Origin of the sequence: Robiginitalea marina (assembly GCF_024006985.1) — a bacterium.
Taxonomy (GTDB): Bacteria; Bacteroidota; Bacteroidia; order Flavobacteriales; family Flavobacteriaceae; genus Robiginitalea; species Robiginitalea marina.
Genome location: NZ_JAMXIB010000005.1, coordinates 91,957 through 109,383 on the forward strand (window position 1 = coordinate 91,957; position 17,427 = coordinate 109,383).

18 protein-coding genes are annotated in these 17,427 nt (G+C 56.7%); 12 read left to right on the top strand and 6 right to left on the bottom strand.

The features are described 5' to 3' along the window. Positions 1-13: 13 nt before the first annotated feature. The 4 genes from NG653_RS07710 to rlmN all read left to right on the top strand — a co-directional run bounded on the left by NG653_RS07710 (position 14) and on the right by rlmN (position 3,945). Positions 14-340, top strand: a complete 327-nt coding sequence (locus tag NG653_RS07710; RefSeq protein ID WP_252741116.1) for a nucleotide pyrophosphohydrolase — start codon at positions 14-16, stop codon at positions 338-340. A 36-nt stretch (positions 341-376) separates the two neighbouring features. Beyond that, on the top strand, positions 377-1,606 hold the full coding sequence (locus NG653_RS07715) for a 3-phosphoshikimate 1-carboxyvinyltransferase (protein WP_252741117.1): 1,230 nt from the start codon (positions 377-379) through the stop codon (positions 1,604-1,606). 186 nt (positions 1,607-1,792) lie between these two features. Beyond that, the gene (queA, locus tag NG653_RS07720; RefSeq protein ID WP_252741118.1) at positions 1,793-2,842 is read left to right on the top strand and encodes a tRNA preQ1(34) S-adenosylmethionine ribosyltransferase-isomerase QueA; all 1,050 of its coding nucleotides are present in this window, start codon (positions 1,793-1,795) and stop codon (positions 2,840-2,842) included. A 50-nt stretch (positions 2,843-2,892) separates the two neighbouring features. Next, a complete protein-coding gene (gene rlmN, locus NG653_RS07725; RefSeq protein WP_252741119.1) occupies positions 2,893-3,945 on the top strand; it encodes a dual-specificity RNA methyltransferase RlmN in 1,053 nt (350 codons plus the stop codon). A 30-nt stretch (positions 3,946-3,975) separates the two neighbouring features. On the opposite strand, the gene NG653_RS07730 is transcribed toward rlmN, so the two are convergent. Then, positions 3,976-4,260 (bottom strand): DUF202 domain-containing protein, encoded by a 285-nt coding sequence (locus tag NG653_RS07730; RefSeq protein WP_252741120.1) that lies wholly within the window; start codon positions 4,258-4,260, stop codon positions 3,976-3,978. Between the two features lie 28 nt (positions 4,261-4,288). After that, a complete protein-coding gene (locus NG653_RS07735; protein WP_252741121.1) occupies positions 4,289-5,203 on the bottom strand; it encodes a cation diffusion facilitator family transporter in 915 nt (304 codons plus the stop codon). 210 nt (positions 5,204-5,413) lie between these two features. Here NG653_RS07735 and NG653_RS07740 point away from each other — a divergent pair, with 210 nt between their 5' ends. The 4 genes from NG653_RS07740 to NG653_RS07755 all read left to right on the top strand — a co-directional run bounded on the left by NG653_RS07740 (position 5,414) and on the right by NG653_RS07755 (position 8,947). Beyond that, positions 5,414-6,391, top strand: a complete 978-nt coding sequence (locus tag NG653_RS07740) for a polyprenyl synthetase family protein (RefSeq protein ID WP_252741122.1) — start codon at positions 5,414-5,416, stop codon at positions 6,389-6,391. A gap of 84 nt (positions 6,392-6,475) precedes the next feature. After that, positions 6,476-7,045, top strand: a complete 570-nt coding sequence (locus NG653_RS07745) for an RNA polymerase sigma factor (RefSeq protein ID WP_256470444.1) — start codon at positions 6,476-6,478, stop codon at positions 7,043-7,045. Continuing rightward, complete coding sequence (locus tag NG653_RS07750; protein ID WP_252741123.1) at positions 7,032-7,769, top strand: hypothetical protein; 738 nt, start codon at positions 7,032-7,034, stop codon at positions 7,767-7,769. The genes NG653_RS07745 and NG653_RS07750 overlap by 14 nt, the downstream gene beginning before the upstream one ends. Positions 7,770-7,858: 89 nt before the next feature. After that, a complete protein-coding gene (locus NG653_RS07755; protein ID WP_252741124.1) occupies positions 7,859-8,947 on the top strand; it encodes a porin family protein in 1,089 nt (362 codons plus the stop codon). Between the two features lie 40 nt (positions 8,948-8,987). On the opposite strand, the gene NG653_RS07760 is transcribed toward NG653_RS07755, so the two are convergent. Continuing rightward, on the bottom strand, positions 8,988-9,245 hold the full coding sequence (locus tag NG653_RS07760) for a zinc-ribbon domain-containing protein (RefSeq protein WP_252741125.1): 258 nt from the start codon (positions 9,243-9,245) through the stop codon (positions 8,988-8,990). Positions 9,246-9,367: 122 nt separating this feature from the next. On the opposite strand from NG653_RS07760, the gene dnaG reads away from it, so the two are divergent. Next, the gene (gene dnaG / locus NG653_RS07765; protein ID WP_252741126.1) at positions 9,368-11,347 is read left to right on the top strand and encodes a DNA primase; all 1,980 of its coding nucleotides are present in this window, start codon (positions 9,368-9,370) and stop codon (positions 11,345-11,347) included. A gap of 55 nt (positions 11,348-11,402) precedes the next feature. On the opposite strand, the gene NG653_RS07770 is transcribed toward dnaG, so the two are convergent. Together NG653_RS07770 and nadE are read right to left on the bottom strand one after the other, a co-directional pair. Further along, positions 11,403-12,032, bottom strand: coding sequence for a response regulator (locus NG653_RS07770; protein WP_252741127.1), 630 nt, complete (start codon positions 12,030-12,032; stop codon positions 11,403-11,405). 148 nt (positions 12,033-12,180) lie between these two features. Then, complete coding sequence (nadE, locus tag NG653_RS07775; RefSeq protein ID WP_252741128.1) at positions 12,181-12,984, bottom strand: NAD(+) synthase; 804 nt, start codon at positions 12,982-12,984, stop codon at positions 12,181-12,183. Between the two features lie 90 nt (positions 12,985-13,074). Here nadE and gldB point away from each other — a divergent pair, with 90 nt between their 5' ends. The 3 genes from gldB to NG653_RS07790 are packed head-to-tail and all read left to right on the top strand — an operon-like array spanning position 13,075 to position 15,761. Next, complete coding sequence (gene gldB, locus NG653_RS07780; protein WP_252741129.1) at positions 13,075-14,049, top strand: gliding motility lipoprotein GldB; 975 nt, start codon at positions 13,075-13,077, stop codon at positions 14,047-14,049. Between the two features lies 1 nt (position 14,050). Next, positions 14,051-14,395: a gliding motility protein GldC gene (gldC, locus tag NG653_RS07785; protein WP_252741130.1), complete on the top strand. Its 345-nt coding sequence runs from the start codon at positions 14,051-14,053 to the stop codon at positions 14,393-14,395. 43 nt (positions 14,396-14,438) lie between these two features. Next, positions 14,439-15,761, top strand: coding sequence for an ATP-dependent 6-phosphofructokinase (locus NG653_RS07790; protein ID WP_252741131.1), 1,323 nt, complete (start codon positions 14,439-14,441; stop codon positions 15,759-15,761). Here NG653_RS07790 and glgP read toward each other — a convergent pair. Beyond that, positions 15,758-17,404 (bottom strand): alpha-glucan family phosphorylase, encoded by a 1,647-nt coding sequence (glgP, locus tag NG653_RS07795; protein ID WP_252741132.1) that lies wholly within the window; start codon positions 17,402-17,404, stop codon positions 15,758-15,760. The genes NG653_RS07790 and glgP overlap by 4 nt on opposite strands. Positions 17,405-17,427 lie beyond the last annotated feature (23 nt).

The following is a 17,427-nucleotide window of genomic DNA, read 5'->3' on the forward strand; positions in this document are numbered from 1 at the left end:
AAATCCGTATCTGATGAATATTGAAAACGCACAACGGGCGGTCGACGACTGGATCAGGGACCATGGGGTCCGCTATTTCAATGAACTGACCAACATGGCCCAGCTCACCGAGGAGGTGGGGGAGGTGGCCCGGATTATAGCCCGCAGGTACGGGGAACAAAGCGAAAAGGAATCGGACCGGGAAAAGGACCTGGGCGAGGAACTCGCCGACGTGGTCTTCGTGGTCCTGTGCCTTGCCAACCAGACCGGGATCGATTTGCAGGCCGCTTTTGAGCGCAAGCTCGACCTCAAGGCGCGCCGGGACCACCAACGCCACCAGGAAAACAAAAAGCTCAAATAGTCGTGTGATGCGGCGTTAACGATAAATGTCCCCGTTTTGACCATACAGCTTTCAGGCCCTGAAATGCCCACCATAAAGGGTTCGGTAAGGATTACCGGTTCCAAGAGCGAATCGAACCGCCTGCTTTTGCTCCAGGCGCTCTACCCCTCGATCAGGCTGGAAAACCTTTCGAATTCCGATGATGCCCGTGCCATGCAACAGGGGCTTGCCGCCGGCGGGGGGACCATCGACATCCACCACGCAGGCACGGCCATGCGGTTTTTGACGGCCTATTTTGCGACCCGTCCTGGCCGGGAGGTTATCCTGACCGGGTCGGCCCGCATGAAACAGCGGCCGATACGGATCCTGGTGGATGCGCTGCGGGCCCTGGGGGCTGAGGTGGAATATCTCGAAAACCCGGGCTTTCCTCCGTTGCGAATCCGGGGCCGCCGATTGGAAAACAATCAGGTTACCCTTCCGGCCGACGTGAGCAGCCAGTACATTTCAGCCCTGCTTTTGGTCGCCCCTTCCCTCCCGCAGGGGCTTGACCTCCGCCTGGAGGGGACGGTAACCTCCCTCCCCTACATCCGCATGACCCTGGGCCTGCTCGGGCGCCTGGGGGTGGCGTGTGAAATGGAAGGCAACCGCATCCGGGTCTTCCCCGTCGGAACCCTTCCGAAGCAGGTGTGCACCGTGGAGTCGGACTGGAGTTCGGCATCGTATTATTATAGCATTGTTGCCCTTTCTGCGCCCGGGAGCGAGGTTTCCCTGAGCTCCTACCGGCCTGACTCCCTCCAGGGAGACAGTGTCCTGCAACACCTCTTCCGGAAGCTGGGGGTGGAATCCAGTTTTCAGGGAGACCAGTTGGTGCTGAGGCGGACGGAAGCCTCCCCGATCGACCACCTGGATCTCGACCTGATTGAAGCCCCGGACCTGGCGCAAACCTTTGCGACCTGTTGTTTCGGGCTGGGCATTTCCTGTGACCTCACCGGGCTGCATACCTTAAAAATCAAGGAAACCGACCGGCTGCTGGCCCTTCAGGCCGAACTCTCCAAACTGGGGGCCGGGGTACAGGTCACCGGATCGACCCTGCACTTGCAGGCCGGGGGTGCCTTCAGGGAAGGGCAGGTGGTGGCCACCTATAACGACCACCGCATGGCCATGGCCTTCGCCCCGCTTGCCCTGAAGATGGACCTTTCCGTTGAAGACGCCGGGGTGGTCTCGAAGTCCTACCCCGGATTCTGGGAAGACCTCGAAAAACTTGGGTTTCAGGTCAGGGAAGCCTGAATCACCTGCCCGGCAGGGGTTCAGGGTTCTGTAGGACAGCCCGGTCATTTCCCGCTGGCCCCCGCATCCATTAGCAAAGGCCTTCCCTGTCCCCGGCCAGGGGGAAGATAATGGGGTATTTCCTTGACATCCCCTTCGATGGGGTCGTATATTTGCAGCTTCAAAACTGAAAACTCCCAGCATGTTATGAAACTTTCACATTTCAACTTTGAATTGCCCAAGGAATTGCTTGCCGAATACCCGGCTGACCACCGTGATGAATCCAAACTGATGGTCATCCACCGCGATACCGGCAAGATCGAACACCGGTTGTTCAAAGACCTGATCGAGTATTTTGATGAGGGGGATGTGATGGTGCTCAACAACACGAAGGTATTCCCGGCACGGTTATACGGGAACAAGGAAAAAACCGGGGCCCGCATTGAGGTATTCCTTTTGCGGGAACTAAACCAGGAGCAGCGCCTGTGGGACGTGCTGGTAGACCCCGCTCGCAAGATCCGCATCGGGAACAAGTTGTATTTCGGGGACGATGAATCCCTGGTGGCCGAGGTCATCGACAATACCACTTCCAGGGGCCGGACCCTCAGGTTCCTCTATGACGGATCGTATCCGGACTTCCGTCGCAAGCTACGCGAACTAGGGCAGACCCCCCTGCCTAAATACATCAAGCGGGAAGTGGAACCTGAGGATGAAGAGCGCTACCAGACCATCTATGCCAAGTACGAGGGGGCGGTGGCCGCCCCGACGGCCGGGCTTCATTTTTCGAAGCACCTGCTTAAAAAACTGGAGATCAAGGGAGTGGAGTTTTCGGAACTCACCCTGCATGTGGGACTGGGCACGTTTAATCCCGTGGAGGTCGAAGACCTTTCCAAACATAAAATGGACAGCGAGGAACTCGTCATCGATGAGCGCGCCACCGAAGTGGTGAACAGGGCCAAACGCAACAAAAAAAGGGTCTGTGCAGTGGGTACCACCGTGATGCGCGGCCTGGAAAGCGCCGTTTCCTCGGAGCATTTGCTGAATACCTTTGAGGGATGGACCAACAAATTTATTTTCCCGCCCTATGAGTTCAGCATTGCCAATGCCATGATTACCAATTTCCACCTGCCCAAATCGACCCTGCTGATGATGGTTTCCGCCTTTATGGGCCACGACCTGATGAAGCGGGCCTATAAGGAAGCCATCCTGGAGCAGTACCGCTTTTATTCCTACGGGGATGCCATGCTGATCCTGTAGGCAGCAAACCGCGCCGGGATGCCGGCCCAAGAACAACCGCCTGAATGGAAATGGCTGAAAAGAGAGATATCCGTGCCCTGTCGAGGGAAGAACTGCGCGCCTTCTTCGAGGCGGCCGGGGAGCGGGTGTTCCGCGGCAACCAGGTCTATGAATGGCTGTGGAAGAAAGGGGCCCATTCCTTTGAGGAAATGACCAACCTTTCCCTCGATCTGCGGCAGACCCTGGAAGCGCATTTTACCATAAACCATATCGCGGTCGACCAGATGCAGCGCAGCCAGGACGGCACCATCAAAAATGCCGTGCGCCTGCATGACGGCCTGGTGGTGGAATCGGTGCTGATCCCGGTACAAAGCCGCACCACGGCCTGTGTTTCCAGCCAGGTCGGGTGCAGCCTGAACTGCACCTTTTGCGCCACAGCCCGCCTGAAGCGGATGCGCAACCTGAATGCCGATGAGATCTACGACCAGGTGGTGGTCATCGATCGGCAGAGCCGACTGTATTTTGGCCGCCCGCTCAGCAATATTGTTTTTATGGGGATGGGGGAGCCTTTGATGAACTATCCCAATGTCGTAAAGGCCATAGAGATGATAACCTCGGAGGAAGGCCTGGGGATGTCGCCCCGGCGCATTACGGTATCCACCTCAGGGGTTCCCAAGATGATCCGCAGGCTGGCCGACGAGAACCTGCGCTGCAACCTGGCCGTTTCCCTGCATTCAGCTGTGCCGGAAACCCGTACGGCCATCATGCCCTTCAACGCCAAAATGCCCCTGGAGGAATTGCGGGAAGCCATCGCATACTGGTATCAGACAACCAAAAGCCGGGTGACCTATGAGTACGTGGTCTGGGAAGGGATCAATGACCAGGCCGAAGACATCAGGGCGTTGCTCGAGTTTTCCAAAGCAGCACCCTGTAAGGTCAACCTGATTGAATACAACCCCATTGATGACGGTGGTTTCCGCCAGGCTTCGGAAGGGGCGATACAGGCCTATGTCCGGGCCCTGGAAGGGGCGGGCATTACCGTTACCGTACGCCGCTCCCGGGGCAAGGACATCGATGCTGCCTGCGGGCAGTTGGCCAATAAGAGTGCGGATCCGGGGGTCTGAACCGGTTTCTGGTACCGGTTAATCGGGCCGTTATCCGGCGTCTTCCTCCAGCTCCCAATAGTACTTCCTCAGGTGCCACTTCACATAGATAAACCGGGAGAGTCCGATAAGGAGGATTATCGGCGACAGGATGCTTAAAACGTAACCCAGATCGCGGATTTCCTGGAGGATTTCCATTTTCAGGATGGCTACCCCGGAACTGAGGATTACCACAAAGGTGCGGAAATAGGCCAGGAAGGTGCGTTCGTTCGCAAGGCGGGTCCGGTCTATGGCCAGGGCATCGGTACGGTTCAATTTGGCTTTTTTCTTTGGCATCTGTTTTCGGTATTCGGGTTGGAAAGGGTTATGGTTTCCCCGGACCTGACGGCCCGGAGGATTCGCGTTCCTCCCGGCTGGCGGGTTCGATATGGACCAGGACGTGGCCAAGCCGTGGGATTTCCCTTCTCAGGTGGTCTTTCAGGCGGTGCGCCAGGGCATGCCCCTGGTAAACGGGGATTTGCCCATCCACAAGCGCGTGGAGGTCCACGTGGTATTTCAGCCCTGCCTTGCGGACAAAGCACTTTTCGGTTCCCAAAATGCCACTGACCTTCACGGATTCTTCCCGGATGTGTTCCACCAGGTCGTCGTACCGGTGTTCATCCATTATCTCTCCCAGGGCCGGGCGGAAAATCAGGTAGCTGTTATATAAAATGAAACCGGAGGCGCAGATGGCGGCCCAGTCGTCGGCGGCCTCATACCCCTCCCCGAAGACCAGGGCGATGGAAATACCCAAAAATGCCATCACGGAGGTAATGGCATCACTGCGGTGGTGCCAGGCATCGGCCCCAAGGGCCGTACTTCCCGTTTCCCGGCTTTTTTTCAGGACGATCCGGTAGGAGGCCTCTTTCCAGAGGATAATGCCACCCAGCACGAAAAGCGTCCAGGGCTCCGGGGTTTTGTGGGGGGTCTGGATGTGGCGGATGCTTTCGTACACGATCACCACGGCCGAGCTCACCAGGAATGCCACGACCAGGAAGGTGATCAGCGGTTCGATCTTGCCATGCCCGTACGGGTGGTTTTTATCGGCCGGTTTTTTTGCATAGGTCAGCCCGAGGAGGACCAGCAGGGAGGAGAAAACATCCGTCGTGGATTCGATGGCATCGGCAATAAGGGCATAGGAATGCCCAAAAAATCCGGCAAGGCCCTTGATCAGGGCCAGCGCAACATTCGATAGCAGGCTGAACCAGGTGGTCCGTATGGCGGTTGTTTCCTGTGACATCCGACAGGGGTTGGCCCCCGGGGTCCGGGGATTCACGCAAAGATACAGGAAAGGAAGGGAACCCCCCGGGGTTTGGCGAAGTAACAGGCCCCTGGGACAGGTGGTTCTCCGGCTCGCCGGGTGCCCCTTTCAGTTGGCCCCCAATCAATCGGTTTTTACGGCTTTTTTTGGCTAATTTTACCAGCCATCGGCAGCAAAAGCAAACACCCCTTGAAAGTCAGCGCGCAGATCCGGGAACCCATTGAACGGGAAATGGAACTCTTCGAGAAGAAGTTCCATGAATCCATGCGTTCCCAGGTGCCCCTGCTGAACCGCATCACCTATTATATCGTAAACCGCAAGGGGAAACAGATGCGCCCGATGTTTGTGTTCCTCACGGCCAAGCTGCTGAACCAGGGGGAGGTCAACGAACGCACCTACCGGGGGGCATCTGTCATTGAGCTCATCCATACCGCCAGCCTTGTCCACGACGACGTGGTGGATGACAGCTACAAAAGGCGCGGCTTTTTTTCGATCAACGCCCTATGGAAAAACAAGATTGCCGTGCTGGTGGGCGATTTCCTGCTGGCCAGGGGAATGTTGCTCTCTGTGGACCACGGCGATTTTGACCTGCTTCGGATCATTTCCACTGCCATGCGGGAGATCAGCGAGGGGGAACTGCTGCAGATCGAAAAGGCGCGGCGCCTCGATATTACCGAGGCGGTGTATTACGAGATAATCCGACAGAAAACGGCCACGCTCATTGCGGCCTGTTGCAGCCTGGGCGCTGCCTCTGTACGGCCTGGTTCCGAAGAGGTGGAAACGTTTCGAAAATTCGGGGAGCTCTGCGGGATGGCCTTCCAGATCAAGGATGACCTTTTTGATTATGGGGAGGCGCGTATCGGCAAGCCCACCGGTATCGACATCAGGGAGCAGAAGATGACCCTTCCCCTGATTCACGCCCTGAACCATGCCCCGGAAAAACAACGCAGGTGGCTGATCTCCTCGGTGAAGCACCACAACACCGACCGCGGCAGGGTCAGGGAGATCATCCGCTATGTGAAGGAATCAGGAGGGCTGGAGTACGCGGAAACCCGCATGCTGGAGTTCCGGGACCGGGCCCTGCAACTCTTGCGCGAGTATCCGCAGTCGCCTTACCGGGACGCCCTGGAGCTCATGGTCAATTATGTAGTAGACCGCAAAATCTGACAGGTTTTATGCCCCGGCCAAAAAAAATGGCGATCCCGGGCAACCTTTTTTTATTTTCCCCCGTCTTTAAGGATAGAAGCGCGCATGAAAGTGAAAATCATTTCCCTGTTCCGTGACGAGTATTCCCTGGTGCGAAAGGCGGCTTCGGGCGACCGTGGGGCCCAAAAGGCGATCTACGACAGCCTGGCCCCCCGGATGCTGGCCTTGTGCCAGCGGTATGTCCGGGATGCGCATTTTGCGGAGGACGTGATGATCGAGGGGTTTGTAAAGGTTTTCGCGAACCTCCCGGGCTTCCGTTTCCAGGGGAGCTTTGAGGGCTGGGTCAGGCGGATCATGGTTCGGGAAGCCATCGATTTTCTGCGCCGCAGGCAATTTGTAGTTTATGACGAAACCCTCCTGGAAAACCGTCAGGAGCTCCCCGACGCCGGGGCAGACCCTTATGAGGTGGAACAGCTGGAACTCCTGATCGACGCCCTGCCGGAAGGATACCGCCTGGTCTTTAACCTTTACGTGGTAGAGGGATACAAGCACCACGAGATTGCAACCCTGCTGGATATTTCGGAAAGTACTTCCAAATCACAGCTATTCAAGGCACGCAAAGTATTGCAAAACCAATTGGAAGAAATCTCATACCACAACTATGGCATTAGATGATGTTGAAAAACAATGGCAAAAGCGCCTCCGGGAGCGGGAGGTGAAACCCCGCGAGTCGGCCTGGGATGCTATTGAAGCCCGCCTCGGACCGGAACCCCTGAAGCGCGACAGGCGTCCCTGGCTTTGGCCAATGGCGGCGGCCGCGGGCCTTGCCCTGGCGATGGGTTACTTCTGGTTCCTCACGGCGCCGGAGCCGCTGCCCGGCGGGGAGCCCGTAGTGGAAAACCCCACTACCGCGGCGCCTTCCCCCGCGCCTCAGCCGAAGGTGCTGCCGCCCCTCCAGCAAGACCGGTCCGATAAGGAAAACCAGCCCCATAAACCTGCCGGGCCATCCCTTACCCGGGTTCTCCACGGGGAACAAAGCAGGCCAGGCCTGGCGGCGGACCGTGACCTGGCCGGGCTGGAGCCTTCCCCGGGGGTCCCTGATACGGCCGGGCTTTCAGAGCTGATCGCCCGCCAGCTCGATACCGTGCTGACTCAGGTGACCTTTTTGGAGGAAGGCCGGGGTATGGCCACAGACGCCGAGGTCGATTCCCTGTTGCGGCAGGCCCGGGAAGCCATTGTGCGGCAGAGCCGGCGGGACACGGTTTCAGGTATCGATGCCATGACCCTGCTCTACCGGGCCGAGGATGAACTGGACCAGACCTTCCGGGAGCAGATTCTTGAGAAGCTTAAATCGGGGATGAACCGGATGCGTACGGCCGTGGCCAACCACAACCCCTGAGCCCTTTGTTTCAAAAATCCCCCGTCCTGCTCCTTTCATGGCTACGGGTGGGGAAGCGTTTATTCATCAATCTTAAAAAACCAAATCACATGCACACTCTAGTACGATTTCTGATTTTTCTGGTCATTTTTTGCAGCTTCCAGCAACTTCAGGCCCAGGAGGCGTATCAAAAGCGGATCCGGGAGCTGAAGGCCCAGCGGGAACTGGTGGTCCAACAGGAAAAGGAGGCCCTCAAAGCGGAAATCACCCTGATTGAAGCCCGGGTAAATGCCGGGGAACTGACTGCGGCAGAGGCCAAAGCCCTGAAGGAGGCTGCGGCGGAGCGGCGCGCCCTGAACATCGAGAACCGCCAGGCGATCCTGGACAATGAGATCGCCCTCCTGGAACGGAACCGGGGGGAAGGCATCGCCATGCAGGACAGCCTGGCGAATTGGAAGGAGAGCCCCTCCGGAAGGGAAGGCCATGAGGAGGATGACTGCGCACTCTTTGGGATCGACTGCGATCCCTGGTACTGGGGCTGGGAGAAACACTGGCAGTACGACAGGCGGACCTATTCAGACCTGGTCATCGCGTTTGGCTTCAGCAACGCGGACGTGGAAGGCCTGTCCCTGGAGCAATCCCCCTATAAGCTCGCCGGAAGCCGCTTTTTCGAAATTGGCTGGGCCTGGAGGACCCGGGTGTTCGAAAACAGCAACTTCCTGCGTTTCCACTACGGGTTTTCCTTCCAGTTCAATGGGCTCAAGCCCGAAGGGAACCAGTATTTTGTCACTGAGGACGGACAGACCTCCCTCCAGGAATTCGCCTTACCCCTTGACAAATCCAAGTTCCGGATGGACAACCTCGTGGTGCCGGTGCATTTCGAGATAGGGCCTTCCCGCGTGCGGGTGTCCGAAAACCGGGTCCGGTATTCCCTGAACAACCAGTTCCGGTTCGGTTTCGGGGGATATGCAGGGCTGAACCTTGGGGCGCGACAGAAACTCAAGTACCGGGAGGACGGGGACCGCAAAAAGGACAAGCTGAAGGGTGGGTACAATACCAGCGACCTGATCTACGGGCTCAGCACCTATATCGGGATCGATGGGGTGCTGCTGTACTTCCGGTACGACCTCAACCCTATTTTCCAGGATGCCGAAGTGGAACAGAACATGCTGGCTTTCGGCCTGCGCCTGGATATCTGACCTGCCCCGGGGCCACATAAGCGGGGCTTGCCCCCTATTATTATGGGCTGGCGAGGCCGTCCAGCCCGCGGCGCATCTCTGTGGTCAGGTCGTCCTCCGCATAGGCTTTTTTGCAGTGCCCGCATTCCACATAGGCCGTCGGCCGCAGGCGGAACACCGGGATCCAGAAAAGGTGGACGAACTGTGGGATGAGGGTGGCCCGCAACTGCCCGGCCTGCCCGCAGTAGGGGCAGGCCGCCCCGGGCAGGGTGGCTTCTTTTTTCTTCCCGGGACGGGTGCCGAAAAACAGGATGAACATGGCGGGATCGGTTTCTGTTTCCCCAAAGGTAGGAATTCAGGGGCTTCGGTAATTTCCCCGGCCATTTCCTTTTTCCGGGCGGCGGCTTTTCTTATTTTTAAGCCTTCCTAAAACACGCCGCCTTGATTTCCAGGAGCACCATTGACAAAGTATTCGAAACCGCCCGGGTGGAGGAGGTTATCGGCGATTTTGTGCAGCTGAAGAAATCCGGTTCCAATTTCAAGGGCCTCAGCCCGTTTACCGACGAGCGCACCCCGAGTTTTATGGTTTCCCCTGTAAAGCAGATATGGAAAGACTTCAGCAGTGGCAAGGGGGGAAATGTGGTGGCTTTTCTGATGGAGCACGAACACATTACCTATCCTGAGGCGATTCGGTACCTGGCCAAAAAGTACCAGATCGAAATCGAGGAAACCCAACAGACCAGCGAGGAAAAGGAAAAGGCCAGCGAGCGGGAGAGCCTGTTGCTGGTTACGGAGTTCGCCAGCCAGTTCTATTCCGATTGCCTTTGGAATACCGAAAAGGGAAAGGCCATTGGCCTGACCTATTTCAAGGAGCGGGGTTTTTCGGAAGCTACCATCCGCCATTTTGGCCTGGGCTATAACCCCGACCAGTGGGACGCCTTTACCCGGGCAGCCCTTGAAAAGGGCTACCAACTCGATTTCCTCGAGAAAACGGGGCTCACCATTGTAAAGAAGCCGGACCGCGATGGGGGGGAGGAAAAACATTTTGACCGTTTCAAGGGGAGGGTGCTTTTCCCCATCCATTCGATGAGTGGCCGGGTGCTCGGCTTTGGCGGCCGAACCCTCAGCAACGACAAGAAGCAGGCAAAATACCTGAATTCCCCGGAAAGCGACATCTACCACAAAAGCAAGGTCCTCTATGGGATCTATTACGCCAAACAGGCCATTGCCAGGGAGGATGCCTGCTACCTGGTGGAAGGGTATACCGATGTTATCCAGCTCCACCAGAGCGGCATTGAAAATGTGGTGGCCTCCAGCGGCACCGCCCTGACCCCGGACCAGATTCGCCTGGTGCGGCGCCTCACCCAGAACATCGTAGTCCTTTTTGACGGGGATGCGGCTGGCCTCAGGGCCTCCCTGAGGGGAATAGACCTGATCCTGGAAGAAGGGATGAATGTAAGGGTATGTACCTTTCCGCCCGGGGAGGACCCTGACAGTTTTGCCCGGAAGAATTCCCGGGAGGCCATTGAGGCCTACCTGAAGGAAAACGCCCGCGATTTTATCCAGTTTAAGACGGCCCTGCTCACCGAAGAAGCGGCCAGCGACCCCATCCGTAAGGCGGAAACCATCAGGGACATCGTAAGCAGCATTGCGCGTATCCCCGACCGGATCAAACGGGAGGTATACATCCAGGAATGCGCCTCCCTGATGGGGATTTCAGAAGGGGTCCTTTTTTCCACCCTGGCCCAGATGGGTCGGAAACAGGCCCGGGACGCCTCCGAAAAACCCCGGTCTTCAGGCCAGATGGCCGTGGTGCCCCCCGCCCCGGAAGAAGCGCGGGTAGACATGCAGTACGAGCTGGAGCGGAAGATCATCGAAATGCTGCTGATTTACGGGAAGGAGATCCAGGAATTCGAAGACCTGGTGCTCAAGGAAAATGAGGAAGGGAAACTGGTGCTGGAACCGGAGCGGGTACAGGCCCGGGTGTTCGAAAAAGTGTTCCTGGACCTGCAGGAAGACGAGATTGAGCTGACCAACGGGCATTTCCGGCGCATTTACAATGCCCTGATCGAGAAGCTCAGCGGGGAGGCTGAGTTCCGGGTACAGGACCTGCTCGGCGAACTGGACCAGGATCTGGTGGAAGAGGTCTCTGCGATCCTGATGGACGAGGAAAAATACCAGTTGCACAACTGGGAGCGCAGGGATATCTTCCCCAAGGCAAAACAGCATTCCCTTGCCCAGCTGGTCAGCGAAACCATCCTTTCCCTCCGGTGTTTCCTGATCAAAAAGCGAATCCTCGCCCTGCAGCGGGAAACCGAGTCATCGGTGGCCGGGGACAACCGGGAAACCCTGGAGGAAATTGTCAATTATCTGCAGCTGAACAAATTGCTGAATACCAAGCTCAACCGGGTGTTGTCGTAGGCAAAAGAAAAATCCGCCCGGGCGGGGCGGATTGGTGCGGTTTGGCCGTTTGGGTTCAGTATAATTCCAGGGCCTTGGCCTGCTGGAGCAGGTCTACCATATTGTCTACGTTGAGTTTTTTCATCAGTCTGGCCTTATAGGTACTGACGGTCTTTTCGTTCAGGTTCAGGCCCTGGGCCACCTCCTTGTTTCGCTTACCGCTGGCCAGCATCTTGAGGACTTCCACCTCCCGGGTCGACAGCTTCCTGAAAAACCGGCGCGGCTTCTTGGTGCCTTCATCGAAGGCCAGCCGCTGGGCCAGTTCGTTGGTGATATACATGCCCCCGTGGCCCACTTTCCTGACTGCTTCCGGCAGGTTTTCCAGGCGGGTTTCCTTGGACAGGTATCCGTTGGCCCCGGCCCTAATGGTGCTAAGGGCGTAGACATCTTCAGATTGTCCACTGTATATCAACACTTTAACTTCCGGATACTCCTGTTTGATCTTTCTGAGGGCGGCTACCCCGTTGATTTCCGGGATATCCATCTCCAGGATCAGCACGTCAGGCAAATCCTTGTTCAGTTTTTTGAAGAGTTCGGAGGTGGTGGCAACTTCTCCCAAGACCTGGAAATCTTCCTGCTCTTGCAACAGGCAGCTGATCCCAAGCCGGACAATGGGGTGGTTGTCCGCTATGAGTAATTTGATCATCTTTGGTTAGTTTTTTGGTCTACCCAAACACGTATTAAAAAACTTACGTGATATGTAAGGGTTAATCCAATCAATGTGTCAACAAAGATGTCAAAAAAAATCGGTACGAAGCCCTGCCGATTTGTTTTTTTCGAGCTAATGACCTCATTTATAGCTGAGAGGTCCTTTTTAGGTGTTCCGGGATACTGCAGACCGGGATAGGCTGCATTTTATGTCGATTAACGGTATTAAACCGTTTATAGATCCGGAAAACTTCCCGCTGCCGCCCGGTGAATTCCGCCCCGGTCTTCCCCTGCTCGTCCATGGCCATAGCCCATTCCAGTTCCGGGTAAGAAGCCCCGATCTGGTCTTCATCGGTGCGGTCATCGCCCCAAAGGCCGTCTGTGGGGGGCGCCTCGAGGATATCCCGGTTGATCCCCAGGGAAGAAGCGAGCTGGTAAACTTCTGTTTTGAGCAGGTCCGCAATGGGACTCAGGTCCACACCCCCATCCCCGTATTTGGTGAAGAAGCCCACCCCAAAATCTTCCACCTTGTTTCCCGTGCCGGCGACCAGCAGTTTCTGAAGGGCGGCGAAGTAATACAGCGAAGTCATTCGCAGCCGGGCCCGGGTATTGGCCAGGGACATGAGCCGGTCCTCTTCGTGTTTTACCGGGGGGAAGACCTCGAGCAGGCTGTCGAAAACCGGAGTAAGGTCGATCCACTCCGAGCGCACGTTCCCATATCGTTCCTTCAGCCAGAAAATATGGTTTGCGGCACGGGTAACCTGGCTTTTCGACTGGTGAATGGGCATTTCCAGGCAAAGCACCTCCATTCCTGTGAGGGCGCAAAGGGTAGAGGTAAGGGCGGAGTCAATCCCCCCGGAAACCCCCACCACAAAGCCTTTCATCCCGGCATTCGTGGCATAGTCGCGCAGCCAGTCTACGATATGGTCAATTACTTCTTCTGAGTGCATCGGGCTTCGGTTTGACGTGGAAAATGGATACCTTTGTCTGGTAAAAATAGCACCTAAACCCCAAAAACAACCAAAACCTTGAACGGATTTATGCGCCCTGCCGCCAAATTCCTTGCCGCCCTGGCCGCATTTGCCTTACTGGCCCGCTGCGGCGATGCCGCGAACGGGGTGAAGCCGGAGGTCCTCGCCATTCCCCTTTCCCTGGAAGTGGACCGCTTCGATCTGGCCTTTGACCAGAGCAGCCCGGAGGGGTTGCCTGACCTCAAGGCGGCTTACCCCTACCTCTTCCCTGCCCAGTTTTCCGACAGTGTATGGCTGCACCTCCTTACCGATACCCTGCAACAGCAACTCAGGGCAGAGGTGAAGAAGGCCTTCCCGGAGTTCGATCCCTACCAGGCGGAGTTGGAGCTTCTCTTTAAGCATATCCGGTACTATTTCCCCCAAAGCCGCGTACCGGAGAAGGTCATCACCCTCACCAATAACGTGGATTACCGGAAGCGCGTTTACCTTACCGATACCCTCCTGCTGATCGGGCTGGACAGCTACCTGGGGCCGGATCATGAGTTTTATGGCAATTTTTCCCGCTATGTCGCCCAGGAGTTAGACCCGCGACTGTTGGTGGGCGATGTGGCGGACCAGTTTGCGGACAGGGTGGTACCGCTGCCCCGGGAGCGCAGTTTTGTTTCCCGGATGGTGTACTACGGGAAGGCCCTTTACCTGAAAGACCTGTTGATGCCCCTGGCCCCGGATTCGGTAAAAATCGGGTACCGTGCGGACCAGTGGCAATGGGCCCTGGATAATGAAGGACAGATCTGGCGCTATTTTGTGGAGCGGGAGCTCCTCTACAGCACCGACCAGGGACTGGCCCCCAGGTTCCTAGACCCCGCCCCGTTCAGCAAGTTCCGACTGGAACTGGACAATGAATCCCCGGGCCGGATTGGCCGGTATATGGGGTGGCAGATTGTGCGGGCTTTTATGGAGCGCAACGACGTGGGGCTGGATGAAATGCTCAACACCCCGGGGGAGGATCTCTTCCGCCGGGCTAATTACAAACCACCGAAATAAAATGTCAAAACTGCATACCTCCGAAATTACCCTCCGCGTTACCCTCGATGAAAACCGGGTCCCTGAAAAACTCCACTGGTCCGCAGAGGACGGGGGAGTGGAAAATGAAGAGGCCAGGGCCATGCTTCTTTCCGTCTGGGACCATAACAATAAAGAATCGCTGAAGATCGACCTCTGGACCAAGGACATGCCCGTAGACGAGATGAAGGTGTTTTTCCACCAAACCCTGGTTGCCATGACCCAGACCTATTACAGGGCCACCCAGGACGAAAAGATGAGGGATACCATGAAGGATTTTTGCGATTATTTCGAGGAAAAGCTAGACCTTCGGGAAAAGAGGCCCTGAGAGTTTTGCGTTTCCCAGGCCCCCTGTATAAACAAATCAGACTATGCCCCAGCAAGACCCATTTGAAGTTCGTAAACTGGGAACTGTTTCCCGTCCTTCCCCTTTGCCCCTGAGCAGCGAGGACGGAGACCAGTTGTTCAATTTTGTGGATGACTCCGAGAAGATCCTCTTCAACACCTCCCTGGGGGAATATTCCCGCAGCCGCTCCGAAGGGGAGTCGCTGCCGGCCGTTGAAAAAGCCGGCCCGCGCCGCAATATCTTTTTCAACCCGGAGGAAACCACTGCCGCTATTGTGACGTGCGGGGGGCTCTGCCCGGGGATCAACAACGTGATCCGCAGCCTGGTAATGGGCTTGCACTATTTTTACGGGGTAAAGGAGATTATCGGGATCCCCTACGGCTACCAGGGCCTGGCCCCGGACAACCCGCACCCCTACCGTTACCTCACCCCTGAAAAGGTCAGGGACATCCACCAGTTTGGGGGGACCATCCTCGGGTCTTCCCGCGGTGCCCAGAAAGTTTCTGATATGGTCGATACCCTGGTGCGCCTTGAGGTGGATATGCTTTTTACCATCGGGGGCGACGGGACCCTGAAAGGGGCGGAGGATATCGGGAAGGAAATCGAGAAGCGCGGGCTCAAAATTTCAGTGATCGGCATTCCAAAAACCATAGACAATGACATTGACCTGATCGATAAATCCTTTGGGTTTGAAACGTCCTTTGACGTGGCCTCCCCCATTGTGAGGGATGCCCACAACGAGGCTGCCGGAGCTTTTAACGGTATTGCCATCGTGAAATTGATGGGCCGCGACAGCGGGTTTATCGCTGCCTCGGCCGCCATGTCGATGCCCGTGGTGAATTTTGTGCTGGTCCCGGAGCTCCCTTTCCAGCTGGAGGGGGAAAAGGGGTTCTTGAAACTGCTCGAAAAACGGCTTAAAGCCAAACGCCACGCCGTAATAGTGGTTGCCGAGGGGGCAGGGCAACATTTATTCGAAGAAGCTTCTGCCGTACAGGACGCTTCGGGGAACATCAAACACCGCGATATCGGCATCCTCCTAAAGGACCGGATTGGGGAACACTTCAAGCAGCAGGGTACAGAAGTTACCATAAAATATATCGACCCCAGCTACATCATCCGCTCGGCCCCGGCCAATGCCAGCGACAGCATCTTTTGCAACCGCCTGGCCTATCAGGCCGTGCATGGGGCCATGGCGGGAAAAACCCGTTTTGTGGTGGGGCTGTTGCACAACCAATTGGTATACCTGCCGATTTCTTCGGTGGTGAACCGCAGGAAAAAGATAGACCTGGAAGGGGAATTCTGGTTTGCTGCCCTGCAAAGCACCGGACAGCCCTTCCGTATGGGTTAGCCCTTGTATAGGCTCTCGTAATATTCCATGGCCATGCGGTGGCTCGAAAAAGCCGGCAGGACGTCTTCCCAGGCCTGGAACGCCATGGCCATCCATTTAGAAGGGTCCCCGTAATAACAGGGGATGACTTCCTCCTCCAGCATCCTGTAAAGGTGCTGGCTGTCGCGCTCATCCTGTACCGGAAGGGGTTGGTTCGGGTCTGCTTCGGGAAGGACAAAGGCGTTTATCCCGTGACGGCCAAATTCAGGGATCCACCCGTCGTTGACCGTCAGGTTCAGCGAACCATTCATGGCGGCCGTCATGCCGCTGGTCCCCGAAGCCTCCCGGGTAATCCGGGGGGTATTCAGCCAGATATCCGACCCCGCCTTCAGCTGGCGGGAAAGCTCCATCTCATATCCGGTAAGCACAGCGAGGTTAGGGAACTCCCGGCTCACGGAAACCAGCCGGTTGAACGTATTGATGGCCTGGTAATCGGTGGGGTAAGGCTTCCCAGCCCATATAATCTGAATGGGCCTGTCCGCACGGGTGATGAGTTCGCGGAACCGCTGAAAATCATGGAGCAGCAAATCTGCCCTCTTGTAGCCGGCAAAGCGCCTTGCCCACACCAGGGTGAGCACCCCGGGGTCAAAGAGTTTTCCCGTTTGGTCCAGCACCCGCTGGAATAGAACGTTCTTCAATTCGGCCTTCCTTTTTTGAAAACCGCGAATGTTTTTTTTGCCCAGGGATTTTTCAAGGGGGGCATCTGACCAGTAGCCCGGGTGCTGGGCATTGGTGATATGGGTAATTTTCCCATCCAGGCCAAACGGACGCCACATGTCGCGGGCTACATGGCCATGAAGGCGGGATACCGCGTTGGCTTTCTTGCAGAGCCGCAGGGCCGATACCGTATAGTTGAGGTTTTCCCCGATCAGTTCCTTCTGCAATTCCGGGCCGTCGAGCCGGCGGCCAAAAAAGCCCCGATGGTTCAGGTGGTATCCGTTGCGCACCACATTCCCTCCGGCCTCCGGGGTATGGGTGGTAAATACCATTCTGGAGGATTCCACCCCGTGGTCCCTGAGGTAGTAGAAGGCCGGCAGGGCGTGCCCTTCATTCAGGTGGTAGAGGTCTGCCCCGCCAAGGGCCTGCACCACTTTGGCCCCGCCTATCCCAAGTACGATATTCTGGGAAATCCGGGTTTCCTCATTGGCGTCGTAAAGCTGGTCGGTGATGGTCCTGGACAGGTAATCGTTGCCCTCCACATCCGTGGTCAGCAGGTACAGGGGTACTGTGCCGAAAACCTCCGGTTTAAGGACAAAGGCCCTGACCCGGACCTCCGGATTGTCATTGATGGTGACTTTGACTTCTATGCCGGTATCTTCGAGGAAACTATAGCGCTTTTCGATTCGCTGTGCCCGCATGGTTTGGTCTTCTGCCCGCTGCTGGTCGTAATACCCGTATTTCCAGAGCATGCCCACCCCGATCATATTCTGTTTCAGGTCGTGGGCCGACCTGAGGTGGGACCCGGCCAGGAAGCCCAGCCCGCCCGAGTAGATCTTGAGCCCCTGCACGATCCCGAATTCCATGCTGAAATAGGCGACCCGCTTGCTGAATTGTGCAGCGGGGGTGTAAGGGTGGTGCCAGGTGGCGTATTTGGAAGTATGCATAAGTTGACGGCGTTGAAAAATAA

Coding starts and splice junctions, on each gene's coding strand:
- NG653_RS07710 (WP_252741116.1), top strand. CDS start 14: ATGAATATTGAAAACGCACAACGGGCGGTCGACGACTGGATCAGGGAC.
- queA (WP_252741118.1), top strand. CDS start 1,793: ATGAAACTTTCACATTTCAACTTTGAATTGCCCAAGGAATTGCTTGCC.
- rlmN (WP_252741119.1), top strand. CDS start 2,893: ATGGCTGAAAAGAGAGATATCCGTGCCCTGTCGAGGGAAGAACTGCGC.
- NG653_RS07730 (WP_252741120.1), bottom strand. CDS start 4,260: ATGCCAAAGAAAAAAGCCAAATTGAACCGTACCGATGCCCTGGCCATA.
- NG653_RS07735 (WP_252741121.1), bottom strand. CDS start 5,203: ATGTCACAGGAAACAACCGCCATACGGACCACCTGGTTCAGCCTGCTA.
- NG653_RS07745 (WP_256470444.1), top strand. CDS start 6,476: ATGAAAGTGAAAATCATTTCCCTGTTCCGTGACGAGTATTCCCTGGTG.
- NG653_RS07750 (WP_252741123.1), top strand. CDS start 7,032: ATGGCATTAGATGATGTTGAAAAACAATGGCAAAAGCGCCTCCGGGAG.
- NG653_RS07755 (WP_252741124.1), top strand. CDS start 7,859: ATGCACACTCTAGTACGATTTCTGATTTTTCTGGTCATTTTTTGCAGC.
- NG653_RS07760 (WP_252741125.1), bottom strand. CDS start 9,245: ATGTTCATCCTGTTTTTCGGCACCCGTCCCGGGAAGAAAAAAGAAGCC.
- NG653_RS07770 (WP_252741127.1), bottom strand. CDS start 12,032: ATGATCAAATTACTCATAGCGGACAACCACCCCATTGTCCGGCTTGGG.
- nadE (WP_252741128.1), bottom strand. CDS start 12,984: ATGCACTCAGAAGAAGTAATTGACCATATCGTAGACTGGCTGCGCGAC.
- gldB (WP_252741129.1), top strand. CDS start 13,075: ATGCGCCCTGCCGCCAAATTCCTTGCCGCCCTGGCCGCATTTGCCTTA.
- gldC (WP_252741130.1), top strand. CDS start 14,051: ATGTCAAAACTGCATACCTCCGAAATTACCCTCCGCGTTACCCTCGAT.
- NG653_RS07790 (WP_252741131.1), top strand. CDS start 14,439: ATGCCCCAGCAAGACCCATTTGAAGTTCGTAAACTGGGAACTGTTTCC.
- glgP (WP_252741132.1), bottom strand. CDS start 17,404: ATGCATACTTCCAAATACGCCACCTGGCACCACCCTTACACCCCCGCT.